At 60.3% G+C, this 22,995-nt stretch carries 23 protein-coding genes and 3 pseudogenes; 14 read left to right on the top strand and 12 right to left on the bottom strand.

Features of this window, described 5'->3' with window-relative positions; translation table 11 throughout:
- Window positions 1–8: 8 nt before the first annotated feature.
- The 3 genes from IMW82_RS14040 to IMW82_RS14030 form a co-directional block, all read right to left on the bottom strand.
- Window positions 9–293: a DUF2282 domain-containing protein gene (locus IMW82_RS14040; RefSeq protein ID WP_211004973.1), complete on the bottom strand. Its 285-nt coding sequence runs from the start codon at window positions 291–293 to the stop codon at window positions 9–11.
- 188 nt (window positions 294–481) lie between these two features.
- Entirely contained in the window at window positions 482–703 is a 222-nt protein-coding gene (locus tag IMW82_RS14035) for a (2Fe-2S)-binding protein (protein WP_211004972.1), read from the bottom strand.
- A gap of 124 nt (window positions 704–827) precedes the next feature.
- A complete protein-coding gene (locus tag IMW82_RS14030; protein WP_244754335.1) occupies window positions 828–1,433 on the bottom strand; it encodes a hypothetical protein in 606 nt (201 codons plus the stop codon).
- Window positions 1,434–1,498: 65 nt separating this feature from the next.
- Between IMW82_RS14030 and merR the strand changes: the two genes are divergently transcribed.
- The 3 genes and pseudogenes from merR to IMW82_RS14015 all read left to right on the top strand — a co-directional run bounded on the left by merR (window position 1,499) and on the right by IMW82_RS14015 (window position 5,970).
- Window positions 1,499–1,906, top strand: a complete 408-nt coding sequence (merR, locus tag IMW82_RS14025) for an Hg(II)-responsive transcriptional regulator (RefSeq protein WP_211004970.1) — start codon at window positions 1,499–1,501, stop codon at window positions 1,904–1,906.
- A gap of 1 nt (window position 1,907) precedes the next feature.
- Window positions 1,908–2,846, top strand: a pseudogene (locus IMW82_RS14020) (site-specific integrase); the annotation flags it as partial.
- A gap of 40 nt (window positions 2,847–2,886) precedes the next feature.
- Entirely contained in the window at window positions 2,887–5,970 is a 3,084-nt protein-coding gene (locus IMW82_RS14015; protein WP_211005093.1) for a Tn3 family transposase, read from the top strand.
- A 64-nt stretch (window positions 5,971–6,034) separates the two neighbouring features.
- On the opposite strand, the pseudogene IMW82_RS14010 reads toward IMW82_RS14015, so the two are convergent.
- From IMW82_RS14010 to arsH, 3 genes and pseudogenes are all read right to left on the bottom strand, one after another.
- A pseudogene (locus IMW82_RS14010) lies at window positions 6,035–7,717 on the bottom strand (DUF4158 domain-containing protein); the annotation flags it as partial.
- A gap of 133 nt (window positions 7,718–7,850) precedes the next feature.
- The gene (arsC, locus tag IMW82_RS14005) at window positions 7,851–8,255 is read right to left on the bottom strand and encodes an arsenate reductase (glutaredoxin) (protein WP_211005092.1); all 405 of its coding nucleotides are present in this window, start codon (window positions 8,253–8,255) and stop codon (window positions 7,851–7,853) included.
- Between the two features lie 20 nt (window positions 8,256–8,275).
- Entirely contained in the window at window positions 8,276–9,061 is a 786-nt protein-coding gene (gene arsH / locus IMW82_RS14000) for an arsenical resistance protein ArsH (protein WP_211004968.1), read from the bottom strand.
- A gap of 51 nt (window positions 9,062–9,112) precedes the next feature.
- On the opposite strand from arsH, the gene IMW82_RS13995 reads away from it, so the two are divergent.
- From IMW82_RS13995 to IMW82_RS13955, 9 genes and pseudogenes are all read left to right on the top strand, one after another.
- Window positions 9,113–9,430 carry a helix-turn-helix transcriptional regulator gene (locus IMW82_RS13995; RefSeq protein WP_211004967.1) on the top strand — a complete coding sequence of 106 codons (318 nt, stop codon included), beginning with the start codon at window positions 9,113–9,115 and terminating at the stop codon, window positions 9,428–9,430.
- Between the two features lie 30 nt (window positions 9,431–9,460).
- Entirely contained in the window at window positions 9,461–9,973 is a 513-nt protein-coding gene (locus IMW82_RS13990) for an arsenate reductase ArsC (RefSeq protein ID WP_211004966.1), read from the top strand.
- Window positions 9,970–11,049, top strand: a complete 1,080-nt coding sequence (gene arsB / locus IMW82_RS13985) for an ACR3 family arsenite efflux transporter (RefSeq protein ID WP_211004965.1) — start codon at window positions 9,970–9,972, stop codon at window positions 11,047–11,049. Before IMW82_RS13990 ends, arsB begins: the two co-directional genes overlap by 4 nt.
- Before the next feature lie 136 nt (window positions 11,050–11,185).
- Window positions 11,186–12,214 (top strand): phosphate ABC transporter substrate-binding protein PstS, encoded by a 1,029-nt coding sequence (gene pstS, locus IMW82_RS13980; RefSeq protein WP_211004964.1) that lies wholly within the window; start codon window positions 11,186–11,188, stop codon window positions 12,212–12,214.
- A 106-nt stretch (window positions 12,215–12,320) separates the two neighbouring features.
- Window positions 12,321–13,337, top strand: coding sequence for a phosphate ABC transporter permease subunit PstC (pstC, locus tag IMW82_RS13975; protein WP_345777135.1), 1,017 nt, complete (start codon window positions 12,321–12,323; stop codon window positions 13,335–13,337).
- A gap of 10 nt (window positions 13,338–13,347) precedes the next feature.
- Window positions 13,348–14,196 (top strand): phosphate ABC transporter permease PstA, encoded by an 849-nt coding sequence (gene pstA, locus IMW82_RS13970; RefSeq protein ID WP_211004963.1) that lies wholly within the window; start codon window positions 13,348–13,350, stop codon window positions 14,194–14,196.
- The gene (pstB, locus tag IMW82_RS13965) at window positions 14,193–14,987 is read left to right on the top strand and encodes a phosphate ABC transporter ATP-binding protein PstB (RefSeq protein WP_211004962.1); all 795 of its coding nucleotides are present in this window, start codon (window positions 14,193–14,195) and stop codon (window positions 14,985–14,987) included. Before pstA ends, pstB begins: the two co-directional genes overlap by 4 nt.
- 59 nt (window positions 14,988–15,046) lie before the next feature.
- Window positions 15,047–15,226 (top strand): annotated as a pseudogene (locus IMW82_RS13960) (helix-turn-helix domain-containing protein); the annotation flags it as partial.
- Between the two features lie 90 nt (window positions 15,227–15,316).
- Entirely contained in the window at window positions 15,317–16,273 is a 957-nt protein-coding gene (locus IMW82_RS13955; protein WP_211004960.1) for an IS30 family transposase, read from the top strand.
- 253 nt (window positions 16,274–16,526) lie between these two features.
- Here IMW82_RS13955 and IMW82_RS13950 read toward each other — a convergent pair whose 3' ends face one another.
- The gene (locus IMW82_RS13950; protein ID WP_211004959.1) at window positions 16,527–16,835 is read right to left on the bottom strand and encodes a hypothetical protein; all 309 of its coding nucleotides are present in this window, start codon (window positions 16,833–16,835) and stop codon (window positions 16,527–16,529) included.
- Window positions 16,832–17,995, bottom strand: a complete 1,164-nt coding sequence (locus IMW82_RS13945) for a site-specific integrase (RefSeq protein ID WP_211004958.1) — start codon at window positions 17,993–17,995, stop codon at window positions 16,832–16,834. Before IMW82_RS13945 ends, IMW82_RS13950 begins: the two co-directional genes overlap by 4 nt.
- A gap of 168 nt (window positions 17,996–18,163) precedes the next feature.
- On the opposite strand from IMW82_RS13945, the gene IMW82_RS13940 reads away from it, so the two are divergent.
- Window positions 18,164–19,156, top strand: a complete 993-nt coding sequence (locus tag IMW82_RS13940) for a DNA-binding protein (protein WP_211004957.1) — start codon at window positions 18,164–18,166, stop codon at window positions 19,154–19,156.
- A gap of 143 nt (window positions 19,157–19,299) precedes the next feature.
- On the opposite strand, the gene IMW82_RS13935 is transcribed toward IMW82_RS13940, so the two are convergent.
- The gene (locus IMW82_RS13935) at window positions 19,300–19,938 is read right to left on the bottom strand and encodes a hypothetical protein (protein WP_211004956.1); all 639 of its coding nucleotides are present in this window, start codon (window positions 19,936–19,938) and stop codon (window positions 19,300–19,302) included.
- Window positions 19,939–19,943: 5 nt separating this feature from the next.
- The gene (locus tag IMW82_RS13930; RefSeq protein WP_211004955.1) at window positions 19,944–20,915 is read right to left on the bottom strand and encodes an SOS response-associated peptidase family protein; all 972 of its coding nucleotides are present in this window, start codon (window positions 20,913–20,915) and stop codon (window positions 19,944–19,946) included.
- Between the two features lie 666 nt (window positions 20,916–21,581).
- On the opposite strand from IMW82_RS13930, the gene IMW82_RS13925 reads away from it, so the two are divergent.
- The gene (locus tag IMW82_RS13925) at window positions 21,582–22,028 is read left to right on the top strand and encodes a phosphohydrolase (RefSeq protein ID WP_211004954.1); all 447 of its coding nucleotides are present in this window, start codon (window positions 21,582–21,584) and stop codon (window positions 22,026–22,028) included.
- Window positions 22,029–22,080: 52 nt separating this feature from the next.
- Here IMW82_RS13925 and IMW82_RS13920 read toward each other — a convergent pair whose 3' ends face one another.
- Window positions 22,081–22,446, bottom strand: a complete 366-nt coding sequence (locus IMW82_RS13920; RefSeq protein WP_211004953.1) for a hypothetical protein — start codon at window positions 22,444–22,446, stop codon at window positions 22,081–22,083.
- Window positions 22,447–22,612: 166 nt separating this feature from the next.
- A complete protein-coding gene (locus IMW82_RS13915; RefSeq protein WP_211004952.1) occupies window positions 22,613–22,972 on the bottom strand; it encodes a response regulator in 360 nt (119 codons plus the stop codon).
- Window positions 22,973–22,995: the final 23 nt, after the last annotated feature.

The following is a 22,995-nucleotide window of genomic DNA, read 5'->3' as shown; positions in this document are numbered from 1 at the left end:
GGCGTTGCTCAGCCCTTTTGTGCCGGTTCGAGTTTGCCGCCGTCGATCTTCTCGCACAGGCCCTTGGGCACCGCGACGAACGAGTTTGGATCGCGGGCTTTGGTGTCCTGGCCGGCGCAGGAGTGGCCTGCAGCTTTGCAGTCGTTCTTCTGCGCCGCGTTGATGCCGTAGCACTTCTCCATGTGACTCATCGACATCGGTTTGCTCTGCATGCCTGCGGCCGAAGCGACGGTGGTCAGGCCCAACGTGAGTCCTCCTGCCAGAACGGATTTCAGAATGGCTGCGGTGTTCATTCTCAACTCTCCAGTACGTGGCCAGAAACACTCCGGCCTTCATTTGAAGGTGACACGCGGACAGCGACATCCTCATCTTCGAATCGCGCGACCGGTCAATGCCCGCTATTGGCGCAGAGCCTACTCCCGTACTTTGGTACGACATCAAGCGTGGATTTTCCAAGACCCACGGGAGCCTTGGCCGACGCCTACTGTCCATCTTGACCCGGCCTGAGATGGAAGGTCGGATGTGCGCATGCGATTTCCATGATGATGTCGCTTAGCAGCTGGCGTGCTTCCTGCTCGCAGCCTCCGCAGCCACCCGAGCAACCGGTGAGCCACTGCAATGCTTCGAAACTGCGCACCCCTGCCACCACCGCGCGGCGAATGTCCTCCTCGGTCACGCTGTTGCACACGCAAACGTCATTCATGATCCAGCTCGCGTGGCGAAGCCGTCCAGCCGTAGCCTGAGACGCTGCAGATCGCAGGCGTCGGCCCCTGCATTAGCCTGAAACACGGGGTTGTATCCACGATCCACGGCGCGAAGTCGGCACGTCAACCCGCGTCCTCGGGTAGGAGCGCCGCGGGCGTCAACCACGCATCCAGCTGCGACAATGCCTGTGATCCGAGATGCTGCTGGAATGTGTCTCGCGCCACCCCGAGTAGCCGGGCAAGCCGAGCTTCGATGGGCATGGCCTCGTCGACCACAAGAACCTCTTGTAGCGCACACGCGAGATCGCATTGCAGCGCAGTCCCATCGGGCAACGGAACGCGTGCTTGCGACAGCCGCTGGACGAGACGGGCGGCGATGGTGTGCGCCTCCTCCTGACTGAGCTGATCGACTGTCTCGCGCTGGTACCAGTACGAAGGGTTCGGAAATGTGGCAAGCAACGGCGACGACGACGCGGCAGCTACCAAAGCCACCTGGCTGTCACCGTCACCGCCGAGGGCAGCACGCAGGAGGCCGACCTGCTGGTCGACCCCAAGCTCACGCAGCCATTTGATTGCGATCACGTCGCCGCGATGGTGTAGCCAAGCCTCTGCAATATCAGGATGAACCTCCAGGCGTGCCAACACGGGTTTGGCAAGGCACCCGCAACCGATCTGCGGCACCGCCTCGCACACAAGCGGCACCGAGTAGATGCCAACGGACACGGACATGGGCTTCTCCAAAGGGATGAACCGGGCGTAAGCTACTTCCGTAGTCATATACGGAGTCAACCGGTATGGGAAGCAGTTCAGAGCCATTGACCATTGGCTCGTTTGCCAAAGCCGCCGGGGTCAACCTGGAAACCATTCGGTTCTACCAACGCAAGGGCCTGCTCCCGGAACCGGATAAACCGTACGGCAGCATCCGGCGCTATGGTGGTGTGGATGTCGCCCGGGTGAAATTCATCAAATCCGCCCAACGGCTGGGTTTCAGCCTCGACGAAATCGCGCAGCTGCTCACGTTGGAGGATGGCACCCATTGCAGCGAGGCGGCGGAATTCGCCGCGCGGCATCTGGTCGACGTGCGCGCGCGCCTGAAAGACCTCAAGCGCATGGAGACGGTCCTGTCCCGACTGGTGGCTCAGTGCGATTCGCATCACGGCACGATTGCCTGTCCCCTGATTGCCTCACTGCACAGTGGCTGAGATGAGTGCTTCTCCGCCACCTCCGTCGATCGATCGGTACCTCGCCGCCGCCACGCGCGCCAATACCCGGCGCAGCTATGCGTCGGCGGTGCGTCATTTCGAAGTTACCTGGGGTGGACACTTGCCGGCCACTGCCGACAGCGTGGCGCGCTATCTGGCCGCCTATGCCGGCACTTTGTCGATCAATACGCTCAAGCAGCGCCTCGCTGCACTTGCGCAATGGCACACTGCGCAAGGATTTGTCGATCCAACCGGCGCATCCGTCGTGAAACAGGTGCTCAAGGGAATCCAGGCCCTGCATCCAGCGATGGAAAAGCGGGCCGAGCCTCTGCAACTGATCCAACTGGCCAAAGTTGTCGATTGGCTCGACCTGGTCATCGAAGGTGCGCTTGGACGGAGCAACGGTGCCGCAGCTCTGCGGTACCGGCGTGACCGTGCCCTGATTCTGCTCGGCTTCTGGCGAGGCTTCCGCAGCGACGAGCTGATTGGCCTGCAGGTCGAGCATCTTCAGCTCGTGCCGGGTCAGGGGATGACTTGCTTCCTTCCACGCACGAAGGGTGATCGTCAGCACGAGGGCACCACGTTTCGCGTTCCGGCGCTGTCGCGCTGGTGCCCCGTCACGGCCACGAGGGACTGGATTGCCGCCGCGCAGCTCATCCAGGGGCCGTTATTTCGCCAGGTCGATCGCTGGGGGCACGTGCCGGAACGCCCGCTACACGCCAATAGCATCATTCCGCTGTTGCGACGCTTATTCACTCGGGCCGGCCTGTCCGCCCCGGACCTCTACAGCGGTCACTCGCTGCGACGGGGCTTTGCCGGCTGGGCCAATACCAACGGCTGGGATGTGAAGGCGCTGATGGAATACGTCGGCTGGAAAGATGTGCACTCGGCCATGCGCTACCTCGAAGGGAACGATCCCTTCGCGCAGGCTCGCATCGAACGTGGGCTGGCCGACATAGTTACCTTGCACGTGGGACATGATGACGACTAACCAGCACCGCTTGGCGATCCTCGCCGGCGAAGAAATCGACGAACTTTACGGCCTGCCACGTTTCACAGAAGACGAACGATTGCTGTACTTCGACCTGAGTGCCGCCGAGCACGCGGCGGTAGCGGCGCGTCGGGGTACGACTGGTGTGTATCTCGTGCTGCAGCTGGGTTATTTCAAAGCCAAGCGACAGTTCTTCGACGTTGAACCCGAAGCCGTGCGCGAGGATGTGAATCACATCCTCGCGCGGCATTTCCCGGGTAACCCCTGGAAGGCCATTCAGTCCCCCACGCAACCGACACGTGTCGCACTGCAGAAGCTCGTTCTGCAACTACTCGATGTTCGCCCGTGGAACCGTTCCGCACGGGGGGCACTGATTGAGCGCATCCAGCATATCGCCATGCGCTCGACTCAACCGCGCTACCTGCTGCGCGAAGCGCTCCATTACGTGGAACGAGAACGCCTTGTTACACCGGCCTACAGCACGTTCCAAGACATCATCGGTTTGGTAGTCACCAACGAGCGCGTGCGACTGGCGGGTTTGCTGGAACAGGCGCTGACGCCCGACATGCGCAGCCAGCTCGACGCGTTGCTGCAAGCCGGTGAATCCATGTATCGAATCAGCGCTCTCAAACACGAACCGAACGATTTCAGTTACAAGGCGCTGAAGCAAGAAGTCGAACGACGTCAGCTCTTCCAACCGCTGCATGCGTTCGCTCAGCAGTTTTTGGCAGCGGCAGGTATCTCGCAGGAGAGTGGCAAATATTTCGCATCCCTTGTGATGTACTACACCGTCTACAAGCTGCAGCGCATGGCGCCGGCCACCACACGACTGTACCTGCTGTGTTTCGCCTACCATCGCTACCGGCAGATCAACGACCATTTGATCGAAGCGTTCATGGTTCGAGTGGAGGGTTACGGCAAGCAGGCCAAACTGGCCAGCGAAGAAGCGATGCGGCAAGCGTTGACCGATGCGAGCGAGCATCTGCAGGCCGCCGGTGAGGTGCTTCATCTGTTTGTCGACGATACGATTCCTGATAATGCCTCGTTCGCGACGGTAAAAGCCAAAGCGTTTAGCTACCTGGGTCCCGAGCGCATTCCGCTGGTGGCCGACTACATGCGCAACATCGCCTTCGACAAGGTCGGTTTCCAGTGGGCGTACTACACCACGCTCTCGCCGACCTTCAAGCGAAACCTGCGTCACCTATTCACCGATCTGGATTTCGCTGGCCGGGTCGAACATGCGCCACTCATGGCGGCCGTCGATTTCCTGCAAGGCCATCTGCGGCTGGGGCATACCCCACGACAGATCGACCCGGCCTCGTTTCCCGTCGACCTCATTCCCAAGCGGTTACGTGGCTATCTGTTCACCACCGCCGATGAGAAAGGGCGAGCCAAGCGGCTCGACGTCGATCGGTACGAATTTCTGGTCTATCGTTTATTGTGCGACGCGATGGAGGCCGGCAATGTATTCGTCATGGACAGCAACGAATATCGGCGCTTCGAGGATGATCTGATCAGTGATGAGCGCTGGATCGACAAAGAGGCGGTGCTGCGCGACCTCGATGCCCCGATCCTGCAGGCCCCTATTGAAGAGACCTTGGCCGCGTTGCGCACTCAGCTGGACGAGAAGTTTCAAGCGGTGAACGCCCACATCGCCGATGGCGACAATGCGCACATCACGGTGCGCGGCAAAGGCGACAAACGACGCTGGAACCTGATTTATCCCGCTCTTGACGAGTCCCTCAACAACCCGTTCTACGCGCAAATTCCGGGCATCGGCATTGCCGATCTGTTGTGGTTTGTGGCCGGAAACACGGGATTTCTTGGAGCGTTTTCGCATGTGCTGGAGCGCTACGTTAAGCAGCCGCCGGACCCTCGCGAGATTCTCGCCTGCATCGTTGCCATGGGTACCAATATGGGATTGTGGAAGATGGCCGAAGTCTCCGGTCTCAGCCATGCCTCCTTGTTGGCCACCGCCCGCAGCTTCCTGCGGCAGGAGACCATACGCGGCGCCAACGATGCCATCAGCAATGCCACAGCACAGTTGTCGGCGTTTCATCTTTTCAATATTGGCAATCACTTGCATTCGAGCAGCGACGGTCAGCGCATCGAAACCCAGATCGACACGATCAACGCGCGACACTCACCGAAGTATTTCGGCATGAAAAAAGGTGTCAGCGTCTGCACGGTGGTGGCCAACCACGTGCCGATCAACGGGCAGGTCATCGGTGCGCACGAGCACGAGAGTCATTACGTGTTCGACTTGTTGTTCAACAATACCTCCGAGATCAAGCCCGAACAGCATTCGACCGACACCCACGGCACCAACCAGGTCAATTTCTGGGTGCTGCACGCGTTCGGTTATCGCTTCGCGCCGCGCTACCGCGATCTGCGTACGAAGGTCGATTCCTTGGTCAGCTTCAAATCACCGAATCAGTACGGCAATGCTCTCATCAAGCCAGCACGCAAGGTCAATGAGGCGCTGATCGTGGCCGAGTGGCCCAATATCCAGCGGATCATGGCGTCCTTGGGGCAGAAGGAGGTGACCCAGGCCACGATCATCCGCAAGCTGAGCAGTTATGCCCGGCGGAATCAGACCAAGAAAGCCCTGTGGGAACTGGACAACATCTACCGGACGCTCTACATCCTCGATTTCATCGACGATGTCGGCTTGCGTCAGAGCGTGCAGAAGGCGCTCAATCGAGGTGAGGCCTACCATCGCTTCCGCCGCGCGATCGCTTACGTCAATAGCGGAAAATTTCGCGTGCAAACCGAAGCAGAACAGCAGATCTGGAACGACTGCTCGCGCCTGATCGCCAACGCGATCATCTACTACAACACAGCGTTGCTTTCTCGCATTTATGACCAAAAGCTCACCGCGGGAGACGAGGCCGCCATCGAGATACTCAGAGGCATGTCGCCGGTGGCTTGGCAGAACATCAATTTGTTCGGCACCTTCGAGTTCAGTCCCGGCGAGACCAGGGTCGATCTCGATGCGTTAGCCGCGCGCTTGGTGGACTTGGTCAACTGGAACCAGGCGAACCATGACCTCAATGATCCCGGAATAGCCTAAAATTGAACATCAAGATATTGATGTGAAAGCTATTTTATAATATCGGGGGATGGGCACAAATAGCCTGCTTGCGTTCGAGCCGCTGGATGACCAGACCGTTGTCGCCGATCCGTACGAAATCATTCTCGGGAAAGCTTTCGTCCACGTGCTTGGCTAATGTCGACATCTCTGCCTTGAGCTGGGCGACAAAGCCGGCACCGTCCTTGGGCAGCGAGGTGATCTCGCAGTAGCGGCCCAGTTCGCCGCCGTACTCCTCCCACGATACGAGGTGTTCGCGGTAGTCATCGAAATCGTTGCTGTGCGCTGAGTACAGATCACCGGACTGCAGGTCTTTCATGATCGACATGCAGATGAACAGTTCAAGGTATTTTCGGTGAATGCGTGGTTCGTCGTCGGGCGACACCACCACGACCAAACGGTGCCAGGCATCGGGCAGCCAACGCTTCAGGTCGATCCCTTTGGGAAGGACCGCGACATCGAGGTGTTCGCGGCGTGCCGTGCGCCATTCCCGGATCCAGGCGATGGCCCTGACCAGCGTATCGTCTTGTGAGCTGGATTGAAGTTCGAGCACTTCCAGGCATTGGTACAGCAAGGCACGCTTGTCGCTGTAAGGTTTCAACATGAAAGGCAGATAATTATTCCCCGCAAAGGCGGCATGCTCATCGCATTGAATGATCCACTGTTCCGGATCGTCGCCCAGCACCCGTTCCATGTTTTCCACGCGGCTCTTGGCCGACTCGCCCTCCTGCATGGCGGCCAGCACCTCGCGAAACTGGCCAATCAGGCGATCGGTCTGCTCGGCATGATCCAATCGGTACTGGCGCAGACGCTCCTCGGCCTGGTTGTCGATGCCGTGCATGATCTTGATGAAAATGCTCGCGACATCGTCGGTGGCTTTTTCCAGCTGGGACTGGATCAGCAGCACGGCCAACGTATGACGCTTGAGCGGCTTGACGGCACGGATGTCCTTGGCGTCCAACGCACGGGCTTCCAGCATCATCTGATGGCGTTTGGTCACCGCCATCTCGCGCGTATCGGGTAGACCGTGGCCCAGGCTTCTGAGCCAGCGGATATGCTCAAGAAACTTGGCTACTTCGCGAACGGTGGGCCGTTTCGGTTCCTGTTTGAGTTGATCCCAAAGGGTGACGCCACGCCGCCGTACGATGAGATCATCAAGCATCTGGCGTTGCTCGGCCGACAATTGTCCGTCGATCGATTTGAAAATGGCCGAGTTGACCGCATTGCGCGCGGCACGCGCCGCACGCACGAGCTGGGTAAATCCCGGCAGCTCATATTTCTGCCGCACGAGCTCTTCGATAAGGACATTGATGATGTCCTCCAATTCCTGTTTGGTCGAAGCCGCCTCGCGAGCGATCTGTTCCAGCCAGGTCCAATCGGTGTCCATAAACCGGCGCACGCCGACGAAGTCGCGAATCTTCTGCAGGTGCAGCGAGCGGCTACCCGATGCGTCGTACGCCTTCAATTCGCGCGCGGTGGGAACGCGCATCTGGGTGCTACCGCAGACATGATCGACAATCGTTCGTGGCAATGTTGACAGCGGTTCGACGTAGCCCAAGCGTTGAAGGATCTTGAGCTGGATCAGCAGCAAGGCCTGGGTCGGCTTACGGGCGGAGATCGCCACGGCAAAAGCGCACTCGTCGGCGGTGGGCGTGTAAATCGCCGTCAGGTCGCGGACGCTGAGATCCTTTTTCAATCGGGGATAGGCCGTATCCTGAATCGTGCTCATGCAAATCCGCTATCCGACACGTGCAGGCCGAAGCCACAAAGACGAAAGGTAGAGCATGGAAATCCCGACGGCTTGACGGCCCGCGCAAAACACCCACGCGGGTCAGCAACCGGGACGATCGCCGAGGCCCTCGCTACGGACGGCCCACGACAACTTCCCCATCTTCCTTGGTGAACGGCAGGGTGATCGGCGGGAGGATGTCGAGCACGACTTCCGAGGGACGACATAGCCGTGTGCCCAGAGCGGTCACCACAAAAGGACGATTGATCAGGATCGGATGCGCCAACATGGCATCGAGGATGACGTCATCGGTGATGCCGGCCTCGCCCAATCCCAGCTCGGCGAAGGGCGTTCCCTTTTCGCGCAGGGCCTCGCGCGGCGTGAGCATGGCTTCGTCGATGAGCTTGATCAGTTGCTCGCGGCTCGGCGGCGTCTTGAGGTATTCGATCACGGTGGGCTCGATGCCGGCGTGGCGGATCAGCGCCAGCGTATTGCGTGAGGTGCCGCAGTCCGGGTTGTGATAGATCGTGGCGGTCATCGGTGTCGCCGTGCTCATCGTCAGCACCCTCCACTGGCGCAGCAACGGGTCTTGGCCGATTCCACCACCACCGGAGCCGGCGCAGGCACTTCGATTGCGCCGGCGGCCACCAACAAGGCGTGCGCCTCGGCCGCACCCTTGCGCTCGCTGTAGCGGTCGACCAGGTAGTCGCTGCGATCGCGCACCATCAGCGTGAACTTGAACAGCTCTTCCATCACGTCCACGACGCGATCGTAGAACGGCGAGGGCTTCATGCGGCCGGCGTCGTCGAACTCCTGCCAGGCTTTGGCGACTGACGACTGGTTCGGGATGACCACCATGCGCATCCAGCGGCCGAGTACGCGCAGTGCGTTCACGACATTGAAGGACTGCGACCCGCCACTGACCTGCATCACCGCCAGGGTACGTCCCTGCGTCGGGCGCACACTGCCGTCTTCCAGGGGCAGCCAGTCGATCTGATTCTTGAACACGCCCGTCACCGCCCCGTGTCGCTCCGGACTGACCCAGACCTGGCCCTCCGACCATAAGGACAGCGCACGCAGCTCCTGCACTTTGGGATGCGCGTTGGGCACGCTGTCCAAAATGGGGAGCTCGTGCGGATCGAACACCCGCGTTTCGGCGCCGAACTGCCGCAGGATGCGCTCGGCCTCCAACGCCAGCTTGCGACTGAACGACTGGGGTCGCAGCGAGCCATACAGGATCAGGATGCGCGGCGCATGGCGGGAGTCCGCCGGCAATGCCAGTTTGGCCAAGCTCGGCGTTTCCAGCACATCCGCTGCAATGTGGGGCAGATCCTGCAGGGTCATCGTTCGTACGTCCCGGTTGCTTTGATTCTATTATTCTATCATCATAGAAATATGGAAACCAACACCGCCATTCGCTCCCTTGCCGGGCTTGCTCAGGACAGCCGTCTTGGCATCTTCCGCTACCTCGTGACCTGCGGTCCAGACGGCGCTGTGGTCGGTGAGATCAGCGAACACGCGGGCTTGAGCGGCTCCACCCTGTCATTTCATCTGAAGGGCCTGGTGCATGCCGGTCTTGCCGAATCCTTTTCCGAAGGACGTTACATCCGCTACCGCGCCAACTTCTCCGCCATGCAGGGTTTGGTCGACTACCTCACCCAGCATTGTTGCGATGGGCATCCGGAGCGATGCCAGCCCATGAAACCCGTCTGACCACTTCCTTCTTCACCCGAGAGCATCGTCATGTATCCGTGCCGCGTTTTATTCATATGCACCGGCAATTCCGCACGCAGCATCCTGTCGGAAGCCACCCTCAATCATCTGGGCAAAGGTCGTTTCGAGGCCTATAGCGCCGGCAGCAAGCCGACCGGACAGGTCAATCCCTATGCGCTGGAATTGTTGGCCAGCGAAGGGATATCGGTTGAAAACCTGTCGAGCAAATCTTGGGATCGCTTTGTCGGCGACGATGCACCGCCGCTCGATATCGTGATCACCGTTTGCGACAGTGCGGACAAGGAGCCTTGCCCCGTCCTGTTCGGTAATTTTGTACGTGCACACTGGGGTCTGCCCGATCCGGCCGCCGTCAAAGGCAATGCGATCGTGATCGATGCAGCGTTCCGGCGGGCGCATACGCTGATCATTTATCGGCTGATGGCTCTTATGAATCTACCGGTTGAGACAATGTCGCAAGACGCGCTGAAGCAGGCGCTCGACCATATCGGCACGATTTCTGATGATGACGAGGACGACGCATGACGCAGTTGAATGTCGACACGGTAGCCGCCGACCAGCCGGTGCCAGCGCGCATCGGGTTCTTTGAGCGGTATCTCACCGTCTGGGTGCTGCTCTGCATCGTGGTGGGCACCTTGCTGGGACATCTGCTGCCGGGTTCGTTCGAGGCACTGGGCAGCATGTCCGTCGCCCAGGTGAACCTGCCGGTGGCCGTACTGATCTGGCTGATGATTATCCCGATGCTGCTGAAGATCGATTTCGGCGCCATGGCCGGGGTACGCCGCCAGTGGAAAGGGATTGGCGTGACGCTCTTCATCAACTGGGCGGTCAAACCGTTCTCGATGGCGCTGCTGGGCTGGATTTTCATCCGGCATGTGTTCGCCGGCTACCTGCCAGCTGACCAGCTCGACTCCTACATCGCCGGCCTGATCCTGCTGGCCGCGGCACCGTGCACGGCCATGGTCTTTGTATGGAGCAACCTGTGCAACGGCGAGCCAAACTTCACACTGAGTCAGGTGGCCCTGAACGACGCGATCATGGTGGTCGCCTTCGCACCGATTGTGGCGTTGCTGCTGGGCATCTCCTCGATCACCGTGCCCTGGAACACCCTGTTCCTGTCGGTGCTGCTCTACATCGTGGTACCAGTGGCGATCAGCGTGGCGCTGCGCCGGTGGATGCTTTCGCACGGCGGCCCTGACAAGCTGCAGGCCATGCTGCATCGATTAGGGCCCGTATCCTTGGTGGCTCTCCTGGCGACCCTGGTGCTGTTGTTTGGCTTTCAGGGCCAGCAGATCCTCGAACAGCCTGCGATCATCGCCATGCTGGCCATGCCGATCCTGATCCAGGTGTATTTCAACTCCGGCCTAGCCTACTTGCTGAACCGTCGGTTCGGTGTGCCCCATTGCGTGGCCGGTCCTTCGGCGCTGATCGGTGCAAGCAATTTCTTCGAACTGGCCGTCGCCACGGCCGTCGGGCTATTCGGCGTGCATTCGGGCGCAGCGTTGGCCACCGTGGTGGGCGTCCTGATTGAAGTGCCGGTCATGCTTTCCGTGGTGCGCATCGTCAATCGTTCGCGCGGGTGGTACGAAGCGCGAGCCTGAGGCCGCGAGGGGCCGCCACACGCCCCTCGCTTCCCTGACTTGCTGTCATACAAGCGTCATCTTCTGCGCCTACATTTCGATAATCACACGTCTATAGAAATATAGATAAAAGATTACCCACAGGGAGAACCCCACCATGCTCCACGTCACTACCTTGGCACGCCGCGCTCTACTTGGCCTGGCCGTCAGCTTCGCGTTGTGCACCGTCGCCCAAGCGGCCACCGAAGTCACCGGCGCTGGCTCGACGTTCGTCTATCCCATCCTCTCCAAGTGGTCGTCGGCCTACAACCAGCAGACCGGTGTGCAGGTGAACTACCAGTCGATCGGCTCCGGTGGCGGCATCGCGCAGATCAAGGCCGGCACGGTGGACTTCGGTGCCAGCGACATGCCGATGAAGGTCGATGATCTTGCGTCGCTTGGCATGGGTCAGTTCCCTTCGGTGATCGGCGGTGTGGTGCCCGTCGTGCACATCAACGGGATCCAACCGGGCGCGCTGAAATTCACCGGCCCCCTTCTGGCCAACATCTTCCTGGGCAAGGTCACCAAGTGGAACGACCCGGAGATTACCGCGCTCAATCCGGGGCTGAAGCTGCCCGATGCGAAGATCACGGTCGTGCATCGTTCGGACGGTTCGGGCACTACGTTCAACTGGGTCAACTACCTGTCCAAGGTAAGCCCGGAGTGGAAAACCAAGGTGGGTGAAGGCACGTCGGTGGCGTGGCCCACCGGCTTGGGCGGCAAGGGCAATGAAGGTGTGGCCGCTTACGTCAAGCAGGTTCCCAACGCGATCGGCTATGTCGAATACGCCTACGTGATGCAGAACAAGATGAGCTACGGCCTGGTCAAGAATCGGGCCGGAAAGTTTGTCGCGCCGAACGCGGAGAGCTTCCAGGCCGCAGCGGCCACCGCCGATTGGGTTCATGCGAATGACTTTGATCTGGTCATGACGGATGCCCCCGGCCCGGATGCCTATCCAGTGACGGCCACCACCTTCATCATCATGTACAAGCAGCCGAAGAATGCCGAGCGCAGTGCCGCCGTCCGCGCCTTCTTCAAGTGGTCGCTGGAACACGGTCAGCCGCAGGCCAACGCGCTGGATTACGTGCCGCTGCCCCCGGATCTGGTCAAGCAGATCGAAGCCTACTGGGCCAAGAACTTCAAGTAATGGCTGTGCGGTGATCGTGCCTGGTAGCTCCGTCACCGCGCTACCACGCCGCCCATCCGGGCCTCCTGGATGGGCGGCACCTTTTCCCAGTGCGAGGTGGTCGGTGATGGCAGACGATTTGATACCTTCGATACCATTGATGCCCGGTCCATCTGGCCGACCGCGACGCGCGCCGCGCCGTCGTCAACGACGCATCAGTGATCGCATCGCCGATCGGCTGTTTCTCGGCCTCACCGGTGGCGCTGCCTATCTGGTGTTCTTCACGCTGGCCGCTGCTGCCTTGTCGATGGCATGGGGCGGGCGCTTGGCCTTCCATACGTTCGGCTGGTCGTTCTTCACCAGTACCGAATGGGATGCGGTCGCCCACAAGTTTTCGGCGCTGGTGCCCATCTGGGGCACGATCGTCACAGCCACCATCGCCATTGTGATCGCTGTCCCGGTCGCCCTGGGAATCTCGATCTTCCTCACTGAAATCGCCCCGCCATGGTTGCGCGGTCCGGTCGGCGCGGCCATCGAGCTGCTCGCGGCCATTCCCAGCATTATTTATGGCATGTGGGGCCTGTTCGTTTTCGTGCCTTTCATGGCCGAACACATCCAGCCTTGGATGATCGATCACCTCGGCACGCTGCCGGGCATCGGTCGCTTGTTCGACGGTGCGCCGATCGGCATCGGCATGCTCACCGCCGGTATCATTCTCGGCATCATGATCATCCCGTTCATTACCGCAGTGATGCGGGACGTGTTCCTGGCCACGCCGACGGTGCTGAAGGAGTCCGCTTTCGCGCTCGGTGCCACCCGCTGGGAAGTGATCAAGGACATCGTGCTGCCCAATAGCCGCACCGCGACCATTGGTGCCATCTTTCTCGGCCTTGGACGCGCCCTGGGCGAAACCATGGCGGTGACCTTCGTGCTGGGCAATGCGCACGAGTTCAGCCTGTCGCTGATGCAGCCGGGCAACTCCATCGCAGCGGCCATCGCCAACGAGTTCACCGAAGCCGATTCCGACATCTACCTGTCATCACTGATCGCGCTGGGCTTCATTCTCTTTGTCCTGACGTTCGTGATCCTCGCACTGGCTCGCCTGCTGTTGCATGCGACGCGTCGCGAAGGAGCGATGACATGAGGCGCTGGCTATGAACTCGCTCTATAGACGTCGCCAACTCATGAATGCGCTCGTCATGGTGGCGTCGACGGCGGCCACTCTGTTTGGTCTGGGCTGGCTGATCTGGATCATGGGCACGACCCTCTTCGAGGGCGCGAGTGCGCTGGATCTGAAGCTCTTTACCCAGATGACGCCGGCGCCGGGCGAGTCCGGCGGTCTGCTCAATGCCTTTTATGGCAGCCTGTTGATGACGATGATCGGCCTGATCATCGGCACCCCCATCGGCGTGCTGGCCGGTACATACCTGGCCGAGTTCCAGCGGCGTAGTCGCATGGGTCAGGTGATTCGTTTCACCAATGACATCCTGCTCAGTGCGCCTTCCATCGTCATCGGTTTGTTCGTCTATGAGCTCGTCGTCCGGCCGATGGGGCATTTCTCCGGCTGGGCCGGTGGGTTGGCGCTGGCGATCATTCTGTTGCCGGTCGTCGTGCGCACGACGGATGAAATGCTGCAGCTCGTGCCCGGCGGCATGCGCGAGGCGGCATTGTCGCTGGGGCTTCCCAAATGGAAGGTCTCGGTCCGTGTACTGCAACGCGCGGCCAGCACAGGCATCCTCACCGGTGTTCTTCTGGGACTGGCGCGGATCAGTGGCGAAACCGCGCCCCTCCTTTTCACGGCGCTGAATAACCAGTACTGGAATGCCAGCCCGAACGGCCCGATGGCCAACGTGCCGGTGGTCATTTTCCAGTACGCCATGAGCCCCTACGACCAGTGGCACGCCTACGCGTGGGCTGGTGCCTTCGTCATGACCATGTTCGTGCTGGTGCTGGCAGTGAGTTCCAGGGCCTTGTTGAATCGCAGCAAAAAACTGCGCTCATGAACGTCAAGAGCGAGATGACCCTGATGGTCGACAGCATCGAGCCACACCTGCGCGTCCGCAATCTGGACTTCTTCTATGGCGCGCAGCAGGCCTTGAACAAGGTCAGCGTGGATTTCATGCCCGGCAAGGCTACCGCGATCATCGGCCCGTCCGGCTGTGGCAAGTCGACCTTGTTGCGCGTCCTCAACCGGGTCTACAGCCTCTATCCCGGTCAACGTGCGGCAGGTGAGGTGGAGCTCGATGGCGAGAACATTCTTGCGCCTAGCTACGATCTATCGGCTTTGCGTCTGAAAGTCGGCATGGTGTTCCAGGCGCCCATCCCCTTCACCATGTCGGTGTACGACAACCTTGCGCTGGCCCTGAACCACCACGAAGTGCTGTCGCGCGGCGAGCTGGATGAGCGCGTGGAGCTGGCGCTACGCCGAGCCGCCCTCTGGGATGAGGTGAAGGACAACCTGCGCAAGAGCGCGCTGGCACTCTCCGGAGGCCAACAGCAACGGCTGTGTATCGCACGGGCCATCGCGATCGAACCGGAAATCCTGTTGATGGATGAACCCACCTCGGCGCTGGATCCGATCGCCACCACGAAGATTGAAGAGCTGATCGACGAACTTCGCACCGACTACACGATCATTATTGTGACCCACAATCTGCATCAGGCCGCGCGTGTGGCGCAGCGCACGGTCTTCATGTACCGCGGTGAGCTGATCGAACAGGGGCCGACCGAGAAGATATTCACGGCACCGGACAAGAAAGCGACCCACGACTATGTGACCGGTCGGTTCGGGTAGCGCCGGATGGCCAGTTCGCTACACTATCGACACGTACCTTCGCTGCTAGATGCTCGACCATGCAAACCTCACAGACCGTCAAGATGCTGTCGGCGCTCGCGCAAGAGTCGCGCCTGGCGATCTTTCGCCTGTTGGTAGCGCAAGGACCGGAAGGTCTGCCCGTGGGCACGATTGGCGAGCGACTCGACATTCCCAATGCCACGCTGTCGTTCCACTTGAAGGAACTCTTGCACGCGGGGGCGAGTTCAATTCTGAAGTGCACCACCCAAAGCCGTGGAGCGGCGCAGGTGCGGTAGCCTGCACAGCTTCACCGCCAAGTGGAACTGCACATGAGCTACACACACCTGAGCCAAGACGAACGCTATCAGATTCAGCACCTGCGTAGGGGCGGTTTTTCGGCTCGCGAAATCAGCGCGGAGTTGAAACGCGCGGCAACGACGATCAGCCGGGAGCTTCGACGCAACCGGGGCGACGCCGCCAAGTATCACGCGCGGAGCGCACAACGGCAGAGCGCGAAGCGTCGACATGCAGCGAGCACGCAAGCTCGGATCGGGCCGGAGCAGTGGGCTGCCGTGGAAGCACGGCTGACGACGGAGCAATGGAGCCCCGTACAGATCGCCAGCGAGGCATCCATCAGCCACGAGCGCATCTATCAGCACATCGCCGCCGACCGCCAACGCGGTGGCGAGCTGTGGCGGCATCTGCGCTGCCGCAAGCAACGGCGCCGCCACCATCGCTGTGGCACACCGCGGCAGCGTCAACGTTTTCGGGGGCGGCGCATCGCCGAGCGGCCGGCCATCGTGGAGACTCGCAAACGGGTGGGTGACTGGGAAGGCGACACCATCGTCGGCAAAGGGCTGGCGCGGGTCGTGACGCTGGTCGATCGCAAGTCCGGCCTGCTGCGCATGCGGCTCGTGCCCAACGGCGAGGCCGACACGGTCATGCGCGCCATCATCCATGCCTTGCATCCCCTGCGAGCTCGCGTGCATACCCTGACCTGGGACAACGGTAGCGAGTTCGCCGAGCACGCCTTGGTCGACATCGCCCTGACCGCTCGGAGCTATTTCGCCGAACCGTACTCCTCCTGGCAGCGCGGCACCAATGAGAACACCAACGGCTTGATACGGCAGTACCTGCCCAAGAGATGTGACTTGAGCAATTACTCCGACGCCGACATTCAAGCGATTGAAGACAAGATCAACCAACGGCCAAGGAAACGTTTAGACTTCCGTACGCCACAACACGTTTTCGATATCTCCTTCAACCGTGGTGCACTTCGTAGTTGAATCCGCGGGGCCTGGTAACCAGCCGGCAGACAGGGCGTTTCGTCTACTACGCACCGATCATCGATGCCATGAATGGACTGGTCGGGTTCTTGACAGAAAACTGCTGCAGTGCCAGCGGTGAATCGTGCATCGTCGTCAAGGCCTCGCGCTCGCCGAAAAAGGCCGCCGTTAAAAAGGTATCCGTCTCGCCCAGACGGCGGCGCGCCTCACTAGAATGAGGTCTGTGCCACCGGGCAAACCCGACGACGTAGAGCTACGCCTTCAAGTAGTCATCGCACTCGGCGATCAACTGCTGTACTTCGGGTAGATCGACGTCAGAACGGGCCAATAGTATTTCCCGCAGCGCCCCGATCTGCGCGTTGTCTGGAATCAACTCTGATGGACTTTCCCACATCCAGTCGATCACGATCGATGAGAGCTGAGTGGCCGGCAATGTGGCCACCTCATGGCGGGTGGGTACGTACATTCCCGCCCGAAAAACCGGGCTATCCAAGCCATGGCTTTCCCGGGCCGCCTTGAACGCGCTCTCCGGCATACCAAAACGATCGTCGGGGTCAGTCATGACACGTCTCCGTAGGACACCGATGGCTCGTCGCGTGTTTTCGTGGTGCTGGCATGTCGTGCATCCTCTTCGGCATGAAGGTAGATCGATGTGGTGCCAATGGAGCTGTGACGCAGGTTCTGCTGGATGTGATGGATGGGCGTGCCGTCCTCGGCCTGATGCGTAGCGGCCGTATGCCGTAGCCAATGCGTCGATGCACGGCGCACACGTGTGGCCTTGGCCTCATCCTGTCGTTGCAGCGTCTCTGCCACGCGCCGGAAGGTGTCCTTGACGATCTGGTAGATCGCCGTGGGCGTCAGCAGGGACGGACGTCCGGCGATGCCCAGAATGGCCGGGATATTGCCGTCGCCCGAAGGCAATGCAGGCAGTCCGTGGAAACGCCGATAGCGTGCGAAGTCCTCCATGAGACCCTCGCTCAGGGGTATCGTGCCTTCGACGTCGCCTTTGCCCACGGTATGCAACCACCACCGGCCACGGATATGTTGAAAGTCGCCTTCGCCGGCGGCTGCGGCTTCGGCGGCCCGCAGCGCGGTTTCATAGAGGAAGCGCAGGATCCAGCGAGCGCGTTCGTAGCGTTGCCGTTCCCGCGCGGTTGTCTGTGGCCAACCGTCGACGACGTGTAATACCTCTTCCCAGAGGGCACGGTCCAGGTAGCGTTCGATCGTGCGTCGTGTTCCGCGACGTGCCCGCCGTCGCTGCAACACAAACGGGCTGCCGGCGAGATAGCCGGCGCGCACGAGGTAGTTGAACAAGCCCGCCAGAATGCCCAAGGCCTGGCGCCGACTACGCTCGGCCAATGGTCCGACGAGTAGTCGTCGATGCTCGCCCCGACGGGCGAGATCGGCGTCGCACCAAGCTGCAGGGGGATGGGCAAGAAATGCCTCGTAGGCGATCACATCTTCGCGGGTGAGGCTCGACACGGGTTTGCCACGCACTTGCGTGGCCCAAAGCAGCAATCGCTCGGCCTCCTTGCGGTAGCTGCGGAAGGTATGCGGCGAGTCATGATATTCCGCCAGCCACAAGCCAATCGCGGCTACGTCGTCGTTGGCGGCGATCTGCCGCGCCACGCTGGCCGGGGCGCGGTTAGTGCCGGCGCATCCCGACAGAGCGGGCGGCAACGCTTGGGGCAAGGCTAAAAGGCTCGCTGCAGGCTCAGTCATGCTTTCCGATGTCCGGCACCACGGGAGAAGCAGCGTACTGCCAAAAGACTTTCGATTATAGGAGTTATCGTAAATTTCATGGATGAATCGTTATGTATATAACGTAATACTGTGATATACACAGTTCATATTCTTCAAAATCGACCCTCTGAGCGACTGGAACTACCCATGAGCCGTGTCAGCGATACCCGTCAACGTACCCGTGAAGCCGCCGCCCAGCTCGTTGCTGGCGCGAAACGGCCGCACGAAATCACCGTTGACCAGATCTATGCCGTCATCCAGCAGGGCAGTCGAACCACCATCAACGATGAGTTGAAACTGTGGAAAGACGAGCGAACGAAAGTCGACGCGCTCAGTGCCGACTTGCCACCGGCAGTGGCCGACGCCATGCGCTCGCTGTGGGTCGCCGCCGTGGAACAAGGGGAGCGGGCCTTTACCGAACAGCGTGAGGCAATGGAAGCCGAGCTGAGCTCGATCCAAGTAGAACGCGACGTAGCCACGGCCTCGCGCGATGCGGCGATGGCCGACGGACAGCAGCGAGTGCAGCAGGTGGCGCAGCTCGGCGAGCAGTTGGCCGAACTGCAGCAGCGGCTGGTCAGTGAGAGTGCAACAAAAAACGATGCGCTTGGCCAGATCCGCGGGTTGCAGCAGGAAATCGCCAGTCTACGTACCGAATCCATGCGTCAACAAGAAGCAGCAATCGCCGCCCAGGAGAAGCAATCCACCGAATTTCAGGCTCGTCTTGCCGAGCGTGACCTGGCCTTTCAGACCGAACTCGGTACCACCACCCAGCGACTGGAAGCGGCGCAGGACCATATGCTCCGGCAGATCGATGAAGCACGCGAAGGGCAGCGTCATGCTGAAAGGGCGCTGGCCAAGGCTCAGCGGCGACATGAGGAGCAGCAAACGGAGCTTACCGAATTACGTTTGCGATACCGCGAACAGCTTCAAAAGCTCGAACAGCAGCGCACACAGATCGAAACCCTCACGACCGAACGGCAGACGTTGACGCGGCAGGTGCTATCGAACCGGGGGCAAATCGATGGAATGGAACTGGCTTTGCAATTGCTGGCTGCCAAGGCCTCAGGTACAAAGAAAAGCACCGGCGAAACGCGCAAACCTGCCCAGCGGAAGAAACGTGTGGACTCCAAGGGACAGTGACGAAGAGGCATTTTCAATGCCGAGCTTCAGCGTCCGGGAGTTGTTCAGCGTAAGCCACCAGCTCCGCAGAAACTGCTATTACTAGGCTTAATACAGTTACTTAGCTGCATTCCTGCGAAAATTTCCAGAATCCCGGCCGTACCTCAATTAGCCGTAGAGACCTCGACCGGCAAGCAGGGCGCGTACTCCATCCACAGTTCGGTGATGCGCTGCATGATCGCTTGCGAGCCAGAAAGTGCCGCCAACTGGCGATAGCCGAAGTGGAGAATTGCGTTGCTCCCTCGCAACTGCTGACCAGCCAATGCAACGGGATAGCCGTTGCCGCTGCGGTGTAGGGGATGGATGCCTGCGTGCACGTAGGAATTTAGGCCATGCCAGAACGCGGCGTGGAACTGTCGAAGCGGTTCGGACAAGCCGTGAGGTGCCTTTTCCATGAGTTCCTTTAGCATCACCGTTGCACCAGGCAGCTTTCGAGCAGCGACATCCGATTCCATGGTCAGCGGCCCACTCATCAGTTGGATGGCCTCGTCAGGCGCGGCGTAGAGCGCCCATGCTCCGCGCACCAACGCTTCGAACTGAAGCCTGATAAGGGAAGTTCCAGAGTGGGGACAGTCCACTGCAAAGCATCCTCGGGCAGCCGAGCCGTGCTCGATTGATAGCATGGCTGCCACAGCAGCCGATCGGTGGCGAGGTTCCTCCAACTGCAGAGGGGGAGCTTGATCCAACTGGCGCTCCATTGCTTTCTGGAACGCGTCCGACGCGAAAAGCAGATCCTTCAACATGAGGATTACGCCGCGAGCCGATGCTCATAAAACGCGAGCGGACGATCATCCAGGATGGCCTGCAGCGCGGAGGTATTGGCGGAATCCGGATTGAGCCAGGCGTCGACGTGCTCCGGCTTGATCTGAATGATGCACCGGTCATGGCCAGCGGCGGCGACCTCCGGTGGTGGCTCGTCCGTGATGGCCGCGAATGACCATAGATCCTCAGTTGCCGACGTCCAATGCGAGTAGAGACAGGCAATGATCATGTCCTGTGCCGGCTCAGGATTGAACTCAAGCACGACGTTCTCTTCCCGTTCGCCTGGGGCGAGATCGCGATGTTCCATGGTGTGGCGAGCCACATTTTCATAGAACCGGTTCACGACCATCACAGCATGCGTATGCCCAAACTGGTTTCTCCAGAAGCGCTCCAGATTGTCCCGGCGCGCGTTGTACGTGCCGGAGACCCGGCCATCCTTCGTTCTGTCGATTGACGCGGGCATCCCTTCTGGACGGCAGTGATAGCGCATGGGCATCACGACCCTTTTCCCCTCCCGCACGAGCATCACCGAAGCGTAACTGTCGGGGAAAATTCGAGAGTCACGGGCCTGCGGTTCCGTCCGATGAAGATCAGCCAGCTTCCCCTGGATATCTGGGATCTTCTGATTTGCGATGCGCCGGTCCTCCGTCGCCTTCTTCGTGGGCTTCGGACCAACCAACACCCGCTCGGCATCTGCCAGGCGCTTTTTTTGCTTGAATAGTTCCTGCTCCAGCAGGCCTGCCTGTGCGACATCGAACTCGGCGATGAAAGCTTTCGCCTGTCGTTCCTGATCTGACTTCGGATTGGCGAAGGCGTCCGTCATCGCCTTTGGAATCTTGATCTTTGCACCACGTGCGCGATCGCTGAAAAGCCGCACGTATTCTCCGATGGACATGATCGCACCGAAGGTTCTGACGAAGTGGCGGTAGTCGGCCCATTCGCACGCGGAAAAGCACATGATCAGATTTCCTGTGGCCAAGCGACAGCTTGATGGTAACGCGAAGTTGGCATGATATTGGTTTCGTCTACGCGGCTGACCACCACCCACGTTGTGACCTATAGAACAGGCTTGATATCCCGAAGGGTGAACGTCTGTCTCGAACCGTGAGATGGGTGGGTATCAGAATTCAAGAGACTCGACCATGAAGGATCGAAAGGTGCGTACACGGACGGACGATTCGCTGACCTGCACGAATCGAGGCTACGCGTCGCTTGTCGATCCAGTCAGCGCTCCGGCGGCACTCATGGGGGCTGCGAATCCCCAAGCGGCACTTCGGCGTGCGGCCACCATGAAGCAGCGCCGCTGCTTGAACGAAGCCATACGGGTCGAACGCCAACTTCGACGGGAGATAGCTCCCGCTGATGCCGTATATGTGCTCTCATGGCTCGGTGCCCGGTCCGTCACGATCCACGACTCAGCGATGACGCCCGCCCAGTGCCTGCAGTGGCTTCGTCGAGCACGGAAAGCTGTCGGTACCCAGCCACGTCCTGATCGTCCCATGCCAATCTCCGACGCCGAACGCCGCGTCCTCCGCAGGGCCGCGGACACCCGCCAAGGCTGAACGGTTATTTGGTCGCTGTGTAGCCGCACTACACTCCTTACGGACTTCCGGCAGAATCTCCCATGGTGAACATCATCGACGCCAACACGGTCTCCAGAGCCAAGGCCCTCGCGTTGAAAGCTCATGCTCACCAGGTTGACAAGGCTGGGAGGCCATACACGGATCATGTGGCCCGTGTCGCCGCGGCCGTCGCCGGCAACTACCGAGCCGAAGCTGTCGCGTGGCTTCATGACGTCCTCGAGGATTGCCCGGCGTACGCCTCGGAAGTCAACACGTTTCCAGTTGCCATCGTCGACGCCGTTAGGCTACTCACTCGCACGCGCTCCACACCTACGGAGACGTACTACGACCGGATCAGAACCTCACCCGTAGCCTTGGCCGTCAAGCGTGCCGACCTCGATGACAATGCCGACCCCGATCGCCTTGCACTTCTACCTGAACACATAGCCACGCGGCTGTCCGCCAAGTATCAGCACGCGCGCCGCGCGCTCGAGCTCGACGCGTCCTGACCTATCGTGGACCCGAGCCATTGGTGAACGGTTGGCCCGTACTTGTTCAACCTTAGGTGCCGCCGTCCAATTCTCGTCGAAACGCTTGTACCAGATTCAGGGTAGCCTCGGCGATTGCCGTAAAGTCGGCAGCGACCTCGACTCGGTGCCGCGACCAGGCAGCGCGGGCGTGGAGTGCGGTGCACGCGGAAAGAAGAGGCTGAGAGCCCGTCGGGATTACCAGGTTCTTCAGCGCGTGGATCTGCTCGAAAGCGGCCACCGGGGAACCCGTGACGGCGTCTTTCGTACCGGCGATCAGAGCTCCTTCCAACTCCGCTAGCAGCGCGTTCGCGTATCGGATGCATGCCACCCGGTTCACCTGCGCCATGATGGCGAGTTGAGAGCCTACCTCGACCGCGAGATTGTCTTGGTCGAACATAGCGAGAGCCTCTGTCTCCACTGGACTTAACAACCATCTGCGGCGAAACCAGGCCCGTTCGTACGAGTGAGCCACCGCCTACAGGGTACGGCGCCGTACGGAGTATTCCCCGGATTGCGGTATTATCCGCCTGTCGAGTGCGGGGAGCGGTCGGCGCAAACCAACGTCAAAGGCTATTCAGCGCGGCTCCAAGGACGCTGATGCCGACGGGTTTGTGCAATACCGTGAGGGCACCCAGGTTGGTGACTTGGGTTACCAGGTCAGGTGATCTGTCCGCAGTCATCACGAAGACGGGAATCATCGAGTTTGAGGTGGCCAGCTTGGCTTGCAGTGACGTCAAGAAGGTTGCCCCATTGATACTCGGCATGTGGAAGTCAACAAGTATGCAATCGAACGCCATCTGGTCAAGCAGCAGGAGCGCCGCCAAAGGGTCGTGTGACACGACCGCACGGTGGTCGAGCATTTTGAGCGCTTCGGTGATGAAGATGGTGTTGGATACTGCATCGTCAATGACCAAGACCCACATGAGTCGTTCGCTCGAATTAAATT

Source organism: Rhodanobacter sp. B2A1Ga4 (genome assembly GCF_018101315.1).
Taxonomy (GTDB): Bacteria; Pseudomonadota; Gammaproteobacteria; order Xanthomonadales; family Rhodanobacteraceae; genus Rhodanobacter; species Rhodanobacter thiooxydans_A.
Note: the sequence above shows the minus strand (reverse complement) of the source record. Positions and strands in the feature narration are given on the sequence as shown.